Here is a 17,482-nt window from a genome sequence, read left to right as displayed (position 1 = left end):
ACCTCCACTATTTAATACCTGTCATGGTAATACCTTCTACAATTTTCTTTTGACCAATAAAGAAAACAATTAAGCAAGGAATAATAGAAATAACAGATAATGCCATCATATAATGCCATTCCACATTAAACTGCGTACGCAGTGCTTGTATGCCTAGTTGCAATGTTGCTAATTGAGGATCTGTCAGGAAAATTAATGGTCCTAAAAAATCATTCCATGTGTAGAAAAATGAGAAAATAGCTACTACAGTTAATGCTGGTTTGATGTTTGGCACTACTACACTCCATAATGTACGCAAAACATTTGCACCATCCATTTTTGCCGCTTCTTCTAATTCTTTTGGTACACCCATGATAAACTGTCGTAATAAAAAGATGGAAAAGGCGTCTCCAAAAAAGGAAGGTACCCATAAAGGCATTAACGTGTTATACCAGCCTATTTCTTTGAAAATGATAAATAATGGTACCATGGTTACTGCCCAAGGAATCATCATCGTAGATAGAAGCACCATAAAGAGTATGTTTTTACCGGGCGCATTATACTTTGCAAATCCATAGGCTACTAATGTACAAGATAACAATTTACCAACAATACACATGGTAGTAATAAACAGTGTATTCCAAATATAACGTAATACAGGATATTGCTGAAAAACCTCCAGATAGTTATTCCATTGAATCGTATTAGGGATAAATTTGATATCTAGACTCATTACTTCATGGGGTGCTTTTAAAGATGTGGAAAGCATCCATAACAATGGAAAAATAAGCAATACAGAAAAGAAACACAGCAGTAAGAAACCAATAACTTGTAAAGGCGTAAATCGTTTGCGCTTATGAAACTTTGTTAAAGCTGATGACTGTCGGTTGATTGTATGTTCTGCCATGCTTATTCTCCTCCTTCGTAATACACCCATCTATTAGAAGACTTAAATACAATAAATGCACAAATAAATGTTAATGCAAATAAAACCCAGGCCAGAGCACTTGCATAACCTAAACGACCATATGAGAATGCATTTTCATATAGATATAAATTAAAAAATAATGTTGCATTTGCCGGGCCGCCGCCTGTAATGATTAAACCTTCCGTAAAAATTTGAAATGAGGTAATTGTCAGCATTATCACGTTAAATAATATAGAAGGCGTTAATTGTGGAATCGTGATTTTAAATAATTGCTGGATCTTAGAGGCACCATCTAATTCTGCTGCTTCATACAGCACATCAGGAATCGCTTTTAATCCAGCCAGAAAAATAATAGCCGTTGAACCAACAGAGTATAAAGAAATTAAAATCATAGTAGGTAAAGCCCATTGTGGATCGGAAAACCAGCCTGGTTCTGGGAGACCAAAGAAATGGAGCACTCCATTCATTAATCCGAAATTCGGATTAAAAATCCAAATCCACATCATCGAAACCGCTACCCCACTGATTACACTTGGCAAATAATAAATGGTTCTGAAGACACCTATGCCGGGAATTTTTTGATTCATCATCAATGCTAAAAATAAAGCTGCAATAAGAGATAGAGGCACTCTAAACAAAACATAGATAACGGTTACTTTAAGCGACTGCCAAAATAATGGATCTATTGCAAACATCTCTTCAAAATTTCGCAATCCAATAAACTTAGCAGGTGAAATTAAATCCCACTCAAAAAAGCTGAGAACTAAAGACGCTATAATCGGGCCTAACATAAATGCAGCTGCCCCTATTAACCAAGGTGTAATCAGTAAATAGAATGTCAGCGTTTCTTTTTTTCTATTATTTAATCGAAATATTTGATTCAAGTGATAACCTCCCTTTTGTACAGTGAGGAAGGAATAATCCTCCCGTTGTTATTCTTCTGCCGCTTGCTGCAGCTCTCTGTCAATCTGTGCCGTAAGGTCTGTCAGTCTTTGCTTCATATCTATCGAATCATCTAATAGAATCTCTTGAATGACAGGATCCAACAGCTTATCTCCAGTAGCTCCCCAATAGCTGTTGATATAATAGGCACTATTAACGGCATTATCTAATTGATCTACAAAAACACTTAAATATTCATCTTCCGCTTGTGCACTGGTTTCTAACAATTCATTTGTAACGGCCAGATTCGCATTAGCCCACAATTTTCCTGCTTCCGTATTCGGTCCAGTTAATTCATATAAGAATTCCCATGCTACATCTGAATAATCGGATTGAGTAGAAATACCAAAACCAGAAGTATACATTAACGAAGTCTGTTCTCCATCAGACATTGAAGGCAGCCCTACTACACCAAATTCAATATCAGGGTTATTCCGCAAATCGGCTTGAGCCCAATTCCCATTTATATTCATCGCAACCTGACCTGTTGCAAATAAATCTATCCCTTTAAGCGCTACCAATTCTGCAGGATTTGGAGCAACTTGATGTACATTGTATAAGTCAGATATTTTTTGGAAAGCCTCAACTGTCGCTTCACTATTTAAATGGTCTACCGAAGTGGAGCCATCTTCTGATAAATAACTGCCACCATTACTCACTACAAAAGGTTCCACCCAATCCTTGCCCAAATTCAAATTTGCGCCGTATTGTATATATTTTTCTCCATCTTTAATGGTTAATTGTTTAGCTATTTCCACAAACTCTTCCCAAGTCCAATCATCTTCAGGATACGGCACCCCTGCTTCATCAAACAGCTTTTTATTATAATATATGCCTATTGTGGCTGCTCCTACGGACATGACGGGGTTTTTGCCATCTATTTGCATTAATTCCTGAACATTTGGGATAATCTCACTGTTAAAGTCAAATGTTCCTTCTGCTAAAGGAGTCAAGTCTTGAATAATATCTTTTTCAATATAACGCTGAAAATTTTGTTCCCCTACTTGAATAATATCTGGGGTATTGCCTGCCGCAAGCTCTGTTTGTAATTTAGTCATGTAATTTTCATAAGGGGCAGCTTCAATCGTAATTGTCACATTATCGTGTTCTGCTTCGAAGTTTTCTTTGGCAATGTTAAATAACTTAGTTGAAGAGTCTTCTGTCTGCCAAGTGGCAACTCTTATTTCAATCGGTTCATCATTTGAACGATTTTCATTATCACTGCCAGATGATGTTTGCGTGCCCTCCTCCCCTTGACTGCACGCAAATAAGAAAGCGCTTACCAAGAATAATAAAATAAAAAGTAGCTCTTTTCTTCCTTTTTTCAACATTGTCTTTCCTCCTCTTATTGTATTCCTCTAAATTATAGCAACACTGGCATGGATCCAAAATGGGATGTTTTTTAGATAGGGTAGGGTAATCTTCGGAACTTTATGATCATTCCTGATTCACTCAGAAACGAGTCGATAATTATTATTGATGTGATGTAAAACCATACACTTGCCTTATCATGATGTAACAAAAGAGGGGGACAGAACGTTTAAAGAACTGTCCCCCATTTTCTACTGAAAATAAAATGATTTATCAATGTTTTTCCTTTTTTAAAACTGCCACTACTGAAATGAATCTTTGATATCTAACCTATACTCTGTCGGGGTCATTCCTAGATATCTTTGAAATACTTTGCTAAAGTGTTTAGCATCGTGATATCCAACTTCCTGAGCAATATCATATACTCGCATATCAGGGTCTTTTAATAATAGGACGGCTTTTTCCATCCTTTTCTTTAAGACATATTGTTTATAATTTTCTCCGGTGTTCTTTTTGAAGTACTCACTTAAATACGAGGCATTTAAATGTACCAATTCAGCTAGATAGGATAAAGAAATATCTTTTTCTAAATTATTCAAAATATAAGTTTTTACCTTTTCAATAATATAATCCTCCCTAACCATAACCAAATTTAAAGCTTCACCGATTTGCTGGATCCAATGAATTCTTAGTTCGTTGATAACCGCAGCCGTATTGGTACTGTTTATATACGGTTTATATGGTATCGTCAAAATATTATATCGAATCAAACAATTATTTAATGAATTATTGGTAATGTCCACAAACGAACGCAGGGAAATAAATTCTGTCAATGTTTCAAACCATGTATCTAAGTTTTCTAACTTGGTAAATTGTTTTGATTCGATAACAGTCTTCAAAAAGTATTCATAATTCTGTATTTCTATAACGGCATGCTGATCTACCTTTTTTTGCAAGTTAAATTCCTTATTATATCTATCAAACACTTTTTTCATGTCTTTTTCTTTTATCGGCTTGAGTATATAATCAAATGCCTGATTTTCGATAGCCTGCTGAATATAACTGAATTCATCATGCCCACTTAAAAAAACGACTGGTATAGAAATAGCCTGATCAATCATTTTTTGTGACATGGTTAAACCATCCATGATCGGCATTCTAATATCTGAAATAATTAAATCTGGCCGATATTCCAAAACCTTTTGTATCCCTTCCTGTCCATTCCATGCTATTCCACACATTGTCCATTCTGGAACTACTCGTGAAACCATTTTTTCTATTCCTTTGCAAATGAGAGGCTCATCATCCACAATTAGATATTTACTCATCTGGTTCACCCCCGTCGACACATTGTGAATCTTTTAATTTTGGAAAAGTAATGACAATGGATGTTCCCTCCGTTTCCAACTCATTAATAAATAATCCATATTCTATGCCAAAAATCAATTTCAACCTTTGATTGACGTTAGTTAAACCTATACCTGTATTATTTTTAGACTGTTCATCTAGACTGTTTTTTACAAGTAATGCATTTAATTCATCTATTTTTTCAGCTGATATTCCTGCCCCATTATCAAATATAGTAAAGATAATGAGATCATTTTTTGCTTCACCTACTATATTAATAAGTCCATTTTCTCTTTTTCCGTATAATCCATGTTGAAAAGCATTCTCTATAATAGGCTGAAAAGTAAAAGGCACTATTTTGCAGTCTAAGATTTCTTCATCAATATGCATTCCGATAGTAAAGGAGGTATGTAACATCATTTTTTGGATGGTTAGATATTGTTTTGTGTAGTCCAATTCTTCTTCAATCGATACAAACTTCCCATGTTTTTTCACACTGTATCGCAACATCGATCCCAAACTGGAAATCATCTCGGCTATTTCTTGATTATCCTGTATATCAGCAAGAGATCTGATTGCTTCCAGTGTATTATAGAGAAAATGAGGCCTTATTTGCATTTTTAAGTTATTTAACTCTGCTTCTTTTTGTTTGATGTCATAGACGTAAACTTCCTGAATTAACTCTTTGATTTTATAACTCATATTATAAAACGCTTGATCTAGTTCATTTATTTCTTTATACTCTGAGTTATTTAAGGAGACGTCGTAGTCACCTTTCTCTACCATTTTTACTTTTTTTCTGAGAGTACTGATTGGGTTTGTAATACTTCGTGAGAAACTAAGCGTAAACACTATCACAATAAAAACAAACAAACCTAACATGTAATAGACAAATGTGCGTATAAAAACAAATGAATTTGATATTTCAGCAGATGGAATGGCAACAGCGATCTCCCAATTTGTCTTATCTGACTTTTTACTGGCAATAAAGAGTTTTTCACCTTCTAAATCCAGATTACTTTCTCCTTTTATTAATGCATGCTTTATCTCTTCTCTGTTCTGGGTATGCTGCATAAATACAATTGAACCTTGATCATCTCTTAAAACAACATTCGCATTAGTGTCTAATCCAATTGCTTCTAATATATCTTCTATTCCTTGAAAATTGGCATCTAATAAGATGACACCAAGCGGTTCACCATTCTCTCCTTTAATCAGTCTTGAAATATAAAATATATCATGATCAAAAGAGGTAAAGCGTTTATCTAAATCATTCGGAATGGTATAAACAATGTCCCCGTTTGCTGCTATTGTGTGGTCATACCAAGAGGATTTCTCCCAATCATAGGTTATATCCAAGCTCACATACACTCTCGTATTAAAATAGTGAAGCCCATCACTTCTATATAACGATACATTTAATAAATCTTCTCTAGGATGCAGCATAATATTATTAAATAAACCTTCAAAAAATTTATACTCTTGGAATTTTTCCTCGTCGGTTCTCCAATCCGTATCCCGTTTTAAAATCGCCATGACCTCTTGATGAAAATAAGGAAAAAGGCTAATTCTTTCTAATTCGTCTAAATATATTTCTAAATGACGATTGATAACATCTACCGTTTGAACAGCCTGTTTCTTAGAAGCCTGGTCCATTTCATGTATTAAAACTTGATTAGCAATATACAAAATTAATAAACCTGGCATAATCAAAATTGGTAAGTATAAGTATAATAATCTTTTCCAAATGGTATCAGACTTAAATAAACGCATAGTTTCCACCTCCTCAAAAAGAAAACGCTTACATTTTTAAACATCTTGTTTTGCTCTACACTTCTATCCATATCTGATCATTATAATCATATAATGATTTACAACTAAAGAAAAGTATATTTCAGCTATTACAGCCTTTTTCTGAAGAGAATAATACCTGATTTTTTTATATTTTCTGATCCAAAATCTATTCAGTAAGGCTTTTCTTCCATATACTTTTCTTTGTGTAATTGTAATCATTTTGTGCTGTTTTAGAAAGTTCTCTCCAAATCGGTGCTGATGGATTGGACGCATTATTTATTGTAAATGGTTGACCTTCCATATATACATCGCTGACTTCTATTTACGTTTGTGCCTTATATAACCTCAATAAACACAGCCATCATTTATTAAAGAAGTTATTTATGCGCTTGTATTTATCCTTTAATAAATACTGTCTTGATTGTTGTAAAAAACTCTTTTGCTGCCTGACCTTGTTCTCTTGAATAAGAACTTGAAGCCTTCATTCCCCCAAATGGTGCTTGCAATTCTACACCTGCAGTTTCCGAATTGATCCGAACTAAGCCCGCTTCCATATCATCGATGAAAGACAGTATATGATCAATGTTTTTGGTGAAAATGGAAGCACTTAGGCCAAAATCAACATCATTAGCTAGCTCAATTGCCTCTTCCACTGTATCTACTTTCATTAAAGCCAAAACAGGTCCAAATATTTCCTCTTGCGCAATGGTCATATCCGTTGTTACATTCTCAAAAATAGCAGGCTCTAGATAGTAACCATTCTTCAACTTACCTTCTGTTAGCTGCTTCCCGCCAAATACTAATGCTGCTCCTTCTTCTTGTCCTTTTGCAATATAATGTTTGACTGTGTTAAATTGTTCTTCACTTGCACAAGGTCCCATCCAAGTAGAGTCATCCATCCCATCACCTACTGTAATTTCGCTTGTCTTTTTAATTAATTGTTCTTTAAACTGATCGTAAATAGTAGACTGGACAATCACCCGACTGCTGCAAGTACATTTTTGACCAGTAGACTTTAATCCTCCACTTAATGTTGCTTCAACGGCTGCTTCAATATCGGCATCTTCCGCAATAATGATTGGGTTCTTCCCACCCATTTCTAATTGATATTTCCCTCCGCGCTCTGCAACTGTCGTTCCTATTCTCTTCCCAACATCGTTAGAACCTGTAAAAGTAACTGCATTAACATCAGGATGTTCAGCTAAACCTTGACCGATGACGGAACCACTTCCAGATACAAAATTAATAACTCCTGCTGGAAAGCCTGCTTTTTCAAGACATTCAATTACTTTAGCAGCTGTTACTGCTCCTTCCGTTGCCGGCTTTAATACAACGGTATTACCATAAATTAAAGCAGGCGCCATTTTCCACAGTGGAATGGCTACTGGAAAATTCCATGGTGTAATGACCCCGACAACACCAATAGGTACTCGCTTGCTAAACATTAATGCACTGGCATCTGTTGATGGTATTACCTCTCCATCAGCCCGCATACCCTCTCCTGCATAATATTTCAGGATTTCAATCCCCCGATTCGTTTCTCCTTTTGCCTCAGGCAAGGATTTGCCCATTTCTTTCGTCATCGTCATGGCAACCTCATCCAGATTGTCTGTTAATATTGCTGCTGCACGATACAAATAATTGCCTCTCTCTGCCCCAGACAATTTCCTCCAAGCCTTTTGCGCGCTTTTTGCCTGTTCTACTGCCCTGTCCAAGTCATCTTTTGTCGATTTTTGAACAATGCCTACTATTTCATTTTTATTTGCCGGATTATAACTTTTCCCTACATCACCAGATACGGATTTCTGCCATTCTCCGCCAATAAAATTCAAGAATATGTTTTCACTCATCTAAGACCCTCCTGCTTGTTAATATTGCTTGCTAATTTAACGGGATTACTAAGCACACCTATCGTTTCAATTTCAATTTCGATAATATCACCTTCCTGTAACGTGAAACTGTCATCTGGAATAATACATGTACCTGTAAGCAACGTGGTTCCATCCACTATATCATTATCTTTCACTAAATAAGAAACCAATTCATTATAAGTCCTTTTCAACATAGACGTATTCGCATTTCCTTTTGATACTAATTCATTTTCACGATAAATACGGCATTCTATTTCTAAATTATAGGGATCAGCAACGGTATCCGCTAACAAAATGGCAGGTCCAATGGAACAAGAATGCCTCCACATTTTTGCCTGTGGTAAATAAAGGGGATTTTCACCTTCAATATCACGGCTGCTCATATCATTGCCTATCGTATAACCTACAATTTCTCCATCAGCTTTTACTACTAATGCTAATTCTGGCTCAGGGATCTGCCAGTTGGAATCTGTTCTAATGCCTACTGGTCTGTTAGGACCAATTAATCGTCTAGCAGTTGATTTCAAAAAAATTTCGGGTCTTTCCGCATCATAGACCTTATCATAGAAAGAATTACTTTCGATTCTGGCTTCTCTATTTCTAGCTTCTTTGCTTTTTAAATAGGTCACTCCTGCTGCCCACACTTCATCGGATACAATCGGTGCCAACAAATCCAATTCGGAGAAGTCTGCGGTAATTGGCTGCTTATGTTTGAGCTCTTCCTCGATAACTTGACTGCAACTCTTATTAACCTTCTCAGCCTTTTGGATTACATCTTGAAAAGAATGATAGGAAAGTTCATACATTTGATTATCATTCACCATTACAGCTAACTGTTCTTTATTAGATTGTTTAAATCTAAATACTCTCATATTCTTCCTCCTCTATATTGTTAAATTTAAAGAATACGCAACATACTGTTTTACATTATAAAACTTAGTTCTTAAATATAACTATAAAAAAATTTATCGTTTACAGATAAATTTTTTCATTTCCCAATACCTTTGATATTGCTGAACTTGTTTGCTTCAATGTATTGATAATTTCTTGCTTCAATGTTGGTGTTACCGTTTGTTTAGTCGTTGAAATGCTAATCGCTGCCACTACTTTATTTGCATGATCAAATATTGGCACTGCAATACAATAAATACCTGGTTCATTTTCTTCATTATCAATGGAGTAACCTTGTGTTCTAACTTTTGCCAATTCCTCTACATAGACTTGCTTATCTATAATGGTATTGTCTGTTTGCTCAAAAAATGCATAATTTTGCAGCAATTCTTCTATTTCTTCCTGTGGTCTAAATGCGACCAAGGACTTGCCGACAGCACTGCTATGAATGGGAACGCGTTTTCCGATTCGAGAGTATACAACCGCTGATTCTCCCTCCACTTTATCAATATATACACCATAGAGGCCTTCTAATATGACTAAGTGGGTGGTTTGACCAGTGGTAACCGATAAATCAATTAAATACTTTCGAGCAATCTCTCTTATATCCATACTATTTAACATAAATTGGCCTCGTTCCAACAGTTTCAAGCCTAAACTATACTTTCCGCTATCAGGATCTTGTTTAATATAATTGTGCATTTTTAATGTCTTTAATAATGAATGCGCAGTGCTTTTGTTCAGGTCTAACTTCCTGCTTATTTCCGTTATTTTCATTTCACTGTTTTGTTCATTAAACAAATCAAGAATTTTTAGTGCTCTATCAACTGACTGGATGATTGGCATACTTATGAAACCTCTTTCATTTTTCTTTTCTAAGATTATATCATAATTGTTTTATATATACAAAACTATTTTGTAATAGTTAAACTATTTAATGTTTCAGAAAAGAAAGCAGCACATGTTTCGCTACGCTACCATACTTCATATTAAGCTGGTTCAACGTAATAAGAGGAAGCAGGTACGCAATGATAACGAGGTGTACATGTCTATTTATATGTGCAAAAGCTGGGTTTTTATTAAATAAATGCTTTGTGACCTTAGCTAACTGCAGAGAAGTTGGTACATACAATTTGACCTCTTTTTCTCCATAACAAAAAGAATGGAATAACCCATGCATTTCCTGATACTTGCAATCCCCTCTTGAAAGGTAGATAATAACAGTATGACTGATAGCATGGAGGATGACCCTGGACAAGTGTGAAAGTCTAGATCTGTTTCGACATGCTAATGATTGGAAGGAATTAATCAAAATGGGAACGACACATGAATTTTCTTTAAAAGAAGAGATTGCTAATTCCGTTACACATGGAATAGGAGTAGCTCTTAGTATTGCCGGGTTAGTTATTTTAATTGTTTTCTCGTCTCTTTATGGATCAGTATGGCATATTGTTAGTTTTACTATCTTTGGGAGCACAATGGTTTTATTATATACATCTTCCACCATGTTACACAGCTTACCGAAAGGAAAAGCCAAAAATGTCTTTGAAATATTGGATCATTCCTCGATCTATTTTTTCATTGCCGGGACCTATACACCCTTTTTATTTATTGTTATCAAGGGCTGGGAAGGCTGGACATTGTTCGGTATTGTCTGGGGCCTGGCCATTGGCGGAACGATATTTAAAGTCTTTTTCGTCAAACGGTTTGTCTTTTTCTCTACATTGCTTTATGTCCTGATGGGCTGGCTGATTGTTTTTTGCTGGAAGACACTAGCTGCAACTCTTGCCCCTAATGGAATCATTCTGCTTGTAGCTGGCGGCTTACTCTATACAATAGGCGCAATCTTTTACGTCTGGCGGGGGTTTAGATATCATCATGCATTATGGCATTTGTTTGTATTAGCTGGTTCAGCGGCACATTTCTTTGCCGTTTTGTTATATGTATTACCATTGAGTTAACAGGAAACAGCTATGATAGCGTAAAAATTGCATAAGCATTTTCCACAAGATGGCTTTATCAATAAGGGAGTTGATCCACAAAAGGGACGGCTCCTTTTTTATTGCAAATGAAGCTTGTTGCTGCACTTATGAGCAATGACTCACTTCTATTTCAAAATTGGGTTATATTAGCTATTTTATTTTAAACAATCATTTTCACTTATCAACCGAATCAATATGTTTAGATAATCACCTAATATAATTATTAATAAATTGACAATCAACAGGTCCTATCTATTTATTTTCAGCCAGCAAAAAATAAATAATTAGACCTATCATCAACCATATAAAGAGAATTTCCATTGTGCAAAACCTTAATATTAGCTATTTTATTTACCATTTCAGCTAATTTAATAAGGTATATTTTACCTTTATATAGGTAATGGTGATTACCCTTCTAAAAACACCCCAAAATATATCCCATTTTACAAAAACCGAAATACTTTATAAATACAGCTATTTGATCTATAATATATACTATAAATAACATGCGTAATTGTCGATAATTATAAAAAATCAGTATTTCTTACTACAACTTTTTTATCAAAAAAATTAATATTATTATACAACTAACTAAAAAGCACTTATCAATGGAACTACTTTTTATCTCGGTGCTCATCATTTCACACCTACATCTTAAGATACAAGATGACGGATGTATCTATGATGGTGGAGATAGATGCAAAACACCCGGATACATCTCAATTTATAACTAATAAAGTATGGTGATGAAAATGCACATTTTTCTATTTGATGATGAACCGTTAGCACTTGATTTTCTTGAATACCAATTAAAAAAAACAAGCAAAGTTAACACAATTGATAAGTCAACTAGTGCGAACATTGAACAACATCTCCATAAGATACGCCAAGCTGATGCTGTTTTTCTTGATATTGAAATGCCGGAAATCAGCGGTTTAGAACTTGCCGAAAAACTTTTGGAAGTGAATCCCGATATTATCTTAGTTTTCGTAACGGCATACGATCAGTATGCCTTAGAGGCGTTTAAATTCCATGCCTTAGATTATTTATTAAAACCAGTGCAAGTGGATCGACTCCAGCTTACTTTGGAGCGAATTGAAAAACTAATCATCGATAAAAAGAAAAAATGGAAATCTGATAAACCGCTGACTATTAATATATTTAATGAATTGACCTTTCAATTTGAAGGTGAATCACAAAAAATTAATATTAAATGGCGCACCTCGAAAGCAAAAGAATTATTTCTCTACCTGCTTCATCAAAAGGAACAAAAAATTTTAAAGACTAAACTGATTCACCTTTTTTGGCCAGATATTGATTATCGTAAGGCTTATGCTCAATTATATGTAACTATCTACCATATTCGTAAAACATTACGAGATTTCAACTCCTATATCATGATAACAAATATCAATGATGGTTATGTCTTAGAACTGCATCAAGCAACCGTTGACCGTAACCAGTGGGAGTCGAAACTAAAGAGGAATATTACAATAAATGAAGATACCGTCAAACAACTAGAGGAATTATTGGATGTCTATACAGGCAGTTATCTGCGCAATAATGATTATGTCTGGCTCGAAGCAGAACGTTACCGCATCGAAAAGATGTGGATCAAACGTGCCATTGCTTTGGCTAATTATTATCTTGATCAAAATGAAACAGAGAAGGCTATTGAATGGTTCAGCAAAATCTTTGAAATAAAACCGGATGATGAAGAAGTTGCCTTTCAACTGATGAAGATTTATGCTTCCTTAAATTACGGTATGCTGGTTCATTACCATTACAAACTGCTAAAAAAAAGCTTAGATGAATTGGGGTTAGAGATCGATACAGTAATATCTGATTGGTATGATCAGTGGGCACATAAACACAGTTTGCCGTGATAAATGAGAAACACCAAAGACACGCATTTAATCGGTCTTTGGTGCTTTTCTTATTACTAAACCTTAGAGAAGAAGGAAAAAATCCCTCTTTACTTAGAAGTAAGGATATAATCTGCCTGACCAGCAAGACTTACAGTTGGAAACTCTTCCTTTGAAAAAGGAAAGGGACGTAATGTCGTCACCTGATCGACGTCAAAGGTCACTTCTTGCTCATGTGGATTGACAATATAGATGATATAATTATTTTCTTGATAGCGAATAATACCAAACAGATCCTCTGTATAAAAAGGAATAAACTCGCCGAATTTCAAGCAATCATGTTGTTTACGCTGATCAATCCAACTTTTGCAGCTTTCAAATAGTTCTTGGTCCATATTATCCCATGGAAAGAACTTGCGGTTTTCAGGATCTTTTCCTCCTGCCACCCCTGCTTCATCCCCATAATAGACACAAGGAATGCCAGGTGACATAAACATCAGGCCAAAGGCTAGTTTTGTCTTTGCAAGGCTCTCTCCTAACATCGTGTAGATGCGCTCCGTATCGTGTGTACCAATATTATTAAAATTATTATAAAAAACATCCCTTGGATAATTCTCTTGTAATTGAGTCAGTACTTCACAAACCTGTTTTGGTGTGGTTTCGCCATTTAATAATTGTAAGATCAGATCTCGTAATGGATAATTCATTACTCCATGCAGGTGATGACCTAATATGTAGTGCCTTCGTTGATCATAGGCAATCTTATTAGAGGCGTCTTCCCATACTTCTCCGATCAGTACCTTGTCTTCAAACTGATTAAGATTAGCGCGCAGCCCTTTCAAGAAAAAGTCTGGCAGTTCGTCCGCAACATCAATTCGCCAGCCGTCAATATCTAACTGATTCCATTTGGTTAATACACCATTATCACCATAAATAAATGCTTGGAAGTCTTGATTGGACTTATCTATCTCTGGTAGGTCATCAATTCCCCACCATGACCGGTATTCATGCGGATAATCGGTAAATGTAAACCATGGGTGATAAGGACTTTCATGATTTTGATAAGCCCCTTGGCCTTCACCATAAGAGCCGTCATAATTGAAATAAAGACTATTTCTCCCTACATGACTGAATACACCGTCCAAAATCAGCCTGATCCCTTCCTGATGCAGCTCTTCTATCAGTTCTGTCAATATGGTTTCATCACCAAGCATAGGATCTACCATCATGTAATCCCCTGTATCATACCGGTGATTACTAGCTGCCTTGAAAATAGGATTCAAATAAATCGCATTAATCCCTAATTCCTTTAAATAAGGGATTTTTTTCTTGATCCCTAACAAGTTCCCACCATAAAAATCCCAGCGGATAATTTCACCTTTTTCATTCTTGATATACATTGGATCATCGGCAGTTGTTCCGTAAATAAATGTATTGGGTTTCGGTGAGGTTATCTCTTTATGCTCATTTCCATTATAAAATCGATCCGGAAATATTTGATAAAAAACAGACTCCCTGTACCAATCCGGGGCTTGTTCTGCCTGCTCAAAACAGGTAAGCTGATAAGCAGGCATCCCCTCTAAACTGTCGTATATTTGACCCTCTCCCCCTTGTCCTTTGGGGGCATAATATTTCGTTACACTATCACCATTTGATTGTTTCTCTTGAAAGCTAAAATGATAAAAATAGAGCCCCTTCCCTTGATCCAATGTATAGTCGCAAGTATAATACTGCCCTTCCTTTACCATTGGATAGCTCTCTTCTCCCTTTGCACTATGTTCTTTACAAATAATCAAATGAAGATGGTGTATCTGATCTGTCCCTGCCAATATACGAAATTGACATGTTTCTTCTTGCTGTATGGCTCCAAATGGACGTTTATAATCCTCGAGCCAAGAATTGAAATACATCATATAGCTTGTTACCCCTTCTTGTTTGAATAAGACAATTTTGATTCAATATTCCAAATGTCTTCTGCGTAACGGCGTACCGTTTCATCAGATGAGAAACGTCCGGCATTTGCAGTATTAATTAAACTAATTTTCTGCCATATCTTTGGATTAGCATATGCCTCATTAATCTTCTCTTGTGCCTGAACATAGGAATCAAAGTCACGCAGCAAGAAGTATTCATCATTATACTTAATTAAGGAATCAAAAATCTCTCGGCCTTCATATAGGATATTAGGTATAGTTCCATCAATAAAGGTATTTAACACCCTTTGAATAACGGAATTTTCTTCGTATAAGCGAATCGAGGAATATTCTCTATTCTCATAGTATTGATACACTTCTTTCTCCGTTAATCCGAAGATAAAGATATTATCATCACCAACCGCGTTACGGATTTCTACATTTGCGCCATCTAATGTAGCAATAGTGATCGCACCATTTAACATCAGCTTCATATTACTTGTCCCAGAAGCCTCTTTGGAAGCTAGGGAAATCTGTTCACTAACATCAGCTGCCGGAATAATCTTTTCAGCTAATGTGACATTATAATTTGGTAAGAAGACTATCTTCAAACGCCCATTAATGTCTGGATCATTATTAATTAGGTTCGCTGTTTCATTGATACACTTAATAATGGTTTTAGCATAAGCATAACTTGGTGCTGCCTTTGCTCCAAATATAAACACACGTGACTGCATAGGATGTTCTGGATTGTCCTTTAAATCCAGATATAGTTTAATAATATGCAAAAGGTTCAGTAATTGCCGCTTATACGCATGAAGACGTTTGATTTGCACATCAAAAATTGCCTCTGTTGATACTTCTATACCCGTGTTTTCCTTAATATATGCCGCCAATGCCTGTTTATTTTTTTTCTTCGCCTCAGCCAGCTTCTTTAATACTTGCTGATCCCCTTGATAGTTCATCAATAATTTTAAATCAGCTGCATTTTTGCGCCAACTAGTACCAATCGCTTCATTGAGTACATTAGACAGCGGTTCATTGGATAATTGGGACCAGCGTCGTTGGGCAATTCCATTCGTCTTATTATTAAAACGATCTGGGAATATAACATAAAAATCATGCAGCACCACCGATTTTAAAAGATCTGAGTGCAGTTTGGCAACACCGTTTGTACTGTAACTTCCAATAATAGCTAAATGCGCCATATGTACTTGTCCATCTTTTATAATTCTGGTACGTTCCACTAAATCATGCTCATGAATCTCACGCATAGAGGCTACATAACGGGCATCAATCTCTTCAATAATTTGATACATTCTAGGTATCGTACGTTTCATAAGATCAATTGGCCATTTCTCCAGTGCCTCTGCCATGATCGTATGATTAGTATAACTCATTACTTTCACTGTAGTATCCCATGCTTGTTTCCAAGAAAGATTCTGTTCATCCATCAAGATTCGCATCATTTCAGGTACACATAGAGCAGGATGAGTATCATTAATGTGAATGGCCACATATTCACTCAAGCGAGTCATTGGCTGATTTAAGCGCTTATAGTAACGAATAATACTTTGAATACCTGCTGAAACAAAGAAATATTCCTGAATTAAACGAGTCAATCTTCCTTTTTCATTGGAATCATCAGGATATAAAACGGCGGTTAAATCCTCCAATTCACGGCGTCCTTCGATACTTTGATAGCGATCTTCCTCAGAGCTTGGAATCTCCACAGACCATAATCTTAAGGTATTCACCACACCATTTCCATACCCAACCATCCCTGTGTCATAAGGAACAGCTCTTAGTGTACGGGTATTCTCATACACAGGCTTTAACCGGCCTTTACGCACTTCTTTTAAATAGACATGGCCGCCAATTCGAACATCTACTGCTTTACTGTCTCTTCTAATCTCCCATATATTTCCGCTCCTAAGCCATTCATCCGGCAGCTCTACTTGGTAACCATCGACAAAACGCTGCTTAAATAAACCATAGTCATAACGGATCCCGTTTCCATTTCCCGGTAAACCACAAGAAGCTAGCGAATCCATAAAACAAGAAGCTAAACGGCCTAATCCGCCATTCCCCAATGCCATGTCTCGTTCGACTTCTGCAAGCTCTTCTAAATCGATATCCATCTCTGCCAATGCCTCACGTACCATTTCCAACATGCCCATATTCAATAGATTACTTTTCAGCATTTTTCCAGGCAGAAATTCAATCGAAAAATAATAAACTTGCTTTTGTTTTCCTACCAAATAATCTTTCCATGTTGCTCGCCAATCCTCTGAGAACTTTGCCTTAAGCAAGGCTCCTAAAGTATTAAAAAGCTCTGGGGGTTTGGCACCTTCGACTTCAATTGCATAATTCTCTCTCAATCGCTGACGCAGTTCTTTTTTAAATTCTTCTTTTGTCATCACCATTTATGCCATTCTCCTTTTTATATTCCAACATAATTACACGAAGTTTCTACCACTAAGGTTTATTTTCTCTAATTCACATCGTGATCAACTGGATGTATTATTGTATGTCTGTCCTTGGAAAACTCTTTTCTTCTTTTATGGAGACACTTCATTGTTATTAAAAGAAATCACCCGGAAATGCTGTCTGCCAATAAAAGCAAGATCTACAATACATTATTTGTGATAATCTGCGG

General features: G+C 35.9%; 12 protein-coding genes. 2 read left to right on the top strand and 10 right to left on the bottom strand.

The window, feature by feature from the left end; translation table 11 throughout:
- Positions 1–7: 7 nt before the first annotated feature.
- From JOD18_RS13150 to JOD18_RS13115, 8 genes are all read right to left on the bottom strand, one after another.
- Positions 8–886, bottom strand: a complete 879-nt coding sequence (locus JOD18_RS13150) for a carbohydrate ABC transporter permease (protein ID WP_204669500.1) — start codon at positions 884–886, stop codon at positions 8–10.
- Positions 887–888: 2 nt separating this feature from the next.
- Complete coding sequence (locus JOD18_RS13145; protein ID WP_239588116.1) at positions 889–1,791, bottom strand: carbohydrate ABC transporter permease; 903 nt, start codon at positions 1,789–1,791, stop codon at positions 889–891.
- A 48-nt stretch (positions 1,792–1,839) separates the two neighbouring features.
- Positions 1,840–3,180 carry an ABC transporter substrate-binding protein gene (locus JOD18_RS13140; RefSeq protein WP_204669499.1) on the bottom strand — a complete coding sequence of 447 codons (1,341 nt, stop codon included), beginning with the start codon at positions 3,178–3,180 and terminating at the stop codon, positions 1,840–1,842.
- 282 nt (positions 3,181–3,462) lie between these two features.
- The gene (locus tag JOD18_RS13135; protein ID WP_204669498.1) at positions 3,463–4,488 is read right to left on the bottom strand and encodes a response regulator transcription factor; all 1,026 of its coding nucleotides are present in this window, start codon (positions 4,486–4,488) and stop codon (positions 3,463–3,465) included.
- The gene (locus JOD18_RS13130; protein WP_204669497.1) at positions 4,481–6,280 is read right to left on the bottom strand and encodes a cache domain-containing sensor histidine kinase; all 1,800 of its coding nucleotides are present in this window, start codon (positions 6,278–6,280) and stop codon (positions 4,481–4,483) included. Before JOD18_RS13130 ends, JOD18_RS13135 begins: the two co-directional genes overlap by 8 nt.
- A gap of 416 nt (positions 6,281–6,696) precedes the next feature.
- Positions 6,697–8,151: an alpha-ketoglutaric semialdehyde dehydrogenase GucD gene (gene gucD, locus JOD18_RS13125; RefSeq protein ID WP_204669496.1), complete on the bottom strand. Its 1,455-nt coding sequence runs from the start codon at positions 8,149–8,151 to the stop codon at positions 6,697–6,699.
- A complete protein-coding gene (locus tag JOD18_RS13120; RefSeq protein WP_204669495.1) occupies positions 8,148–9,044 on the bottom strand; it encodes a fumarylacetoacetate hydrolase family protein in 897 nt (298 codons plus the stop codon). The genes gucD and JOD18_RS13120 overlap by 4 nt, the downstream gene beginning before the upstream one ends.
- A gap of 100 nt (positions 9,045–9,144) precedes the next feature.
- Positions 9,145–9,909 carry an IclR family transcriptional regulator gene (locus JOD18_RS13115; protein ID WP_204669494.1) on the bottom strand — a complete coding sequence of 255 codons (765 nt, stop codon included), beginning with the start codon at positions 9,907–9,909 and terminating at the stop codon, positions 9,145–9,147.
- Between the two features lie 467 nt (positions 9,910–10,376).
- On the opposite strand from JOD18_RS13115, the gene trhA reads away from it, so the two are divergent.
- Both trhA and JOD18_RS13105 read left to right on the top strand, forming a co-directional pair.
- Positions 10,377–11,024: a PAQR family membrane homeostasis protein TrhA gene (trhA, locus tag JOD18_RS13110; RefSeq protein ID WP_204669546.1), complete on the top strand. Its 648-nt coding sequence runs from the start codon at positions 10,377–10,379 to the stop codon at positions 11,022–11,024.
- Positions 11,025–11,797: 773 nt separating this feature from the next.
- Positions 11,798–12,931, top strand: a complete 1,134-nt coding sequence (locus tag JOD18_RS13105; RefSeq protein ID WP_204669493.1) for a response regulator — start codon at positions 11,798–11,800, stop codon at positions 12,929–12,931.
- Positions 12,932–13,020: 89 nt separating this feature from the next.
- On the opposite strand, the gene JOD18_RS13100 is transcribed toward JOD18_RS13105, so the two are convergent.
- Both JOD18_RS13100 and JOD18_RS13095 read right to left on the bottom strand, forming a co-directional pair.
- A complete protein-coding gene (locus tag JOD18_RS13100; protein ID WP_204669492.1) occupies positions 13,021–14,823 on the bottom strand; it encodes a glycoside hydrolase family 13 protein in 1,803 nt (600 codons plus the stop codon).
- A gap of 8 nt (positions 14,824–14,831) precedes the next feature.
- Positions 14,832–17,249 (bottom strand): glycogen/starch/alpha-glucan phosphorylase, encoded by a 2,418-nt coding sequence (locus JOD18_RS13095; RefSeq protein ID WP_204669491.1) that lies wholly within the window; start codon positions 17,247–17,249, stop codon positions 14,832–14,834.
- Between the last annotated feature and the right edge of the window lie 233 nt (positions 17,250–17,482).

Origin of the sequence: Gracilibacillus alcaliphilus (assembly GCF_016909015.1) — a bacterium.
In the GTDB taxonomy this organism is placed as follows: Bacteria; Bacillota; Bacilli; order Bacillales; family Amphibacillaceae; genus Gracilibacillus; species Gracilibacillus alcaliphilus.
This window is presented reverse-complemented; position numbering and strand designations above follow the sequence as displayed.

Bases quoted from the DNA above. Each gene is read 5' to 3' on its own strand.
- JOD18_RS13150 (WP_204669500.1), bottom strand. From the start codon at position 886: ATGGCAGAACATACAATCAACCGACAGTCATCAGCTTTAACAAAGTTT.
- JOD18_RS13140 (WP_204669499.1), bottom strand. From the start codon at position 3,180: ATGTTGAAAAAAGGAAGAAAAGAGCTACTTTTTATTTTATTATTCTTG.
- JOD18_RS13135 (WP_204669498.1), bottom strand. From the start codon at position 4,488: ATGAGTAAATATCTAATTGTGGATGATGAGCCTCTCATTTGCAAAGGA.
- JOD18_RS13130 (WP_204669497.1), bottom strand. From the start codon at position 6,280: ATGCGTTTATTTAAGTCTGATACCATTTGGAAAAGATTATTATACTTA.
- gucD (WP_204669496.1), bottom strand. From the start codon at position 8,151: ATGAGTGAAAACATATTCTTGAATTTTATTGGCGGAGAATGGCAGAAA.
- JOD18_RS13120 (WP_204669495.1), bottom strand. From the start codon at position 9,044: ATGAGAGTATTTAGATTTAAACAATCTAATAAAGAACAGTTAGCTGTA.
- JOD18_RS13115 (WP_204669494.1), bottom strand. From the start codon at position 9,909: ATGCCAATCATCCAGTCAGTTGATAGAGCACTAAAAATTCTTGATTTG.
- trhA (WP_204669546.1), top strand. From the start codon at position 10,377: ATGGGAACGACACATGAATTTTCTTTAAAAGAAGAGATTGCTAATTCC.
- JOD18_RS13105 (WP_204669493.1), top strand. From the start codon at position 11,798: ATGCACATTTTTCTATTTGATGATGAACCGTTAGCACTTGATTTTCTT.
- JOD18_RS13100 (WP_204669492.1), bottom strand. From the start codon at position 14,823: ATGATGTATTTCAATTCTTGGCTCGAGGATTATAAACGTCCATTTGGA.
- JOD18_RS13095 (WP_204669491.1), bottom strand. From the start codon at position 17,249: ATGGTGATGACAAAAGAAGAATTTAAAAAAGAACTGCGTCAGCGATTG.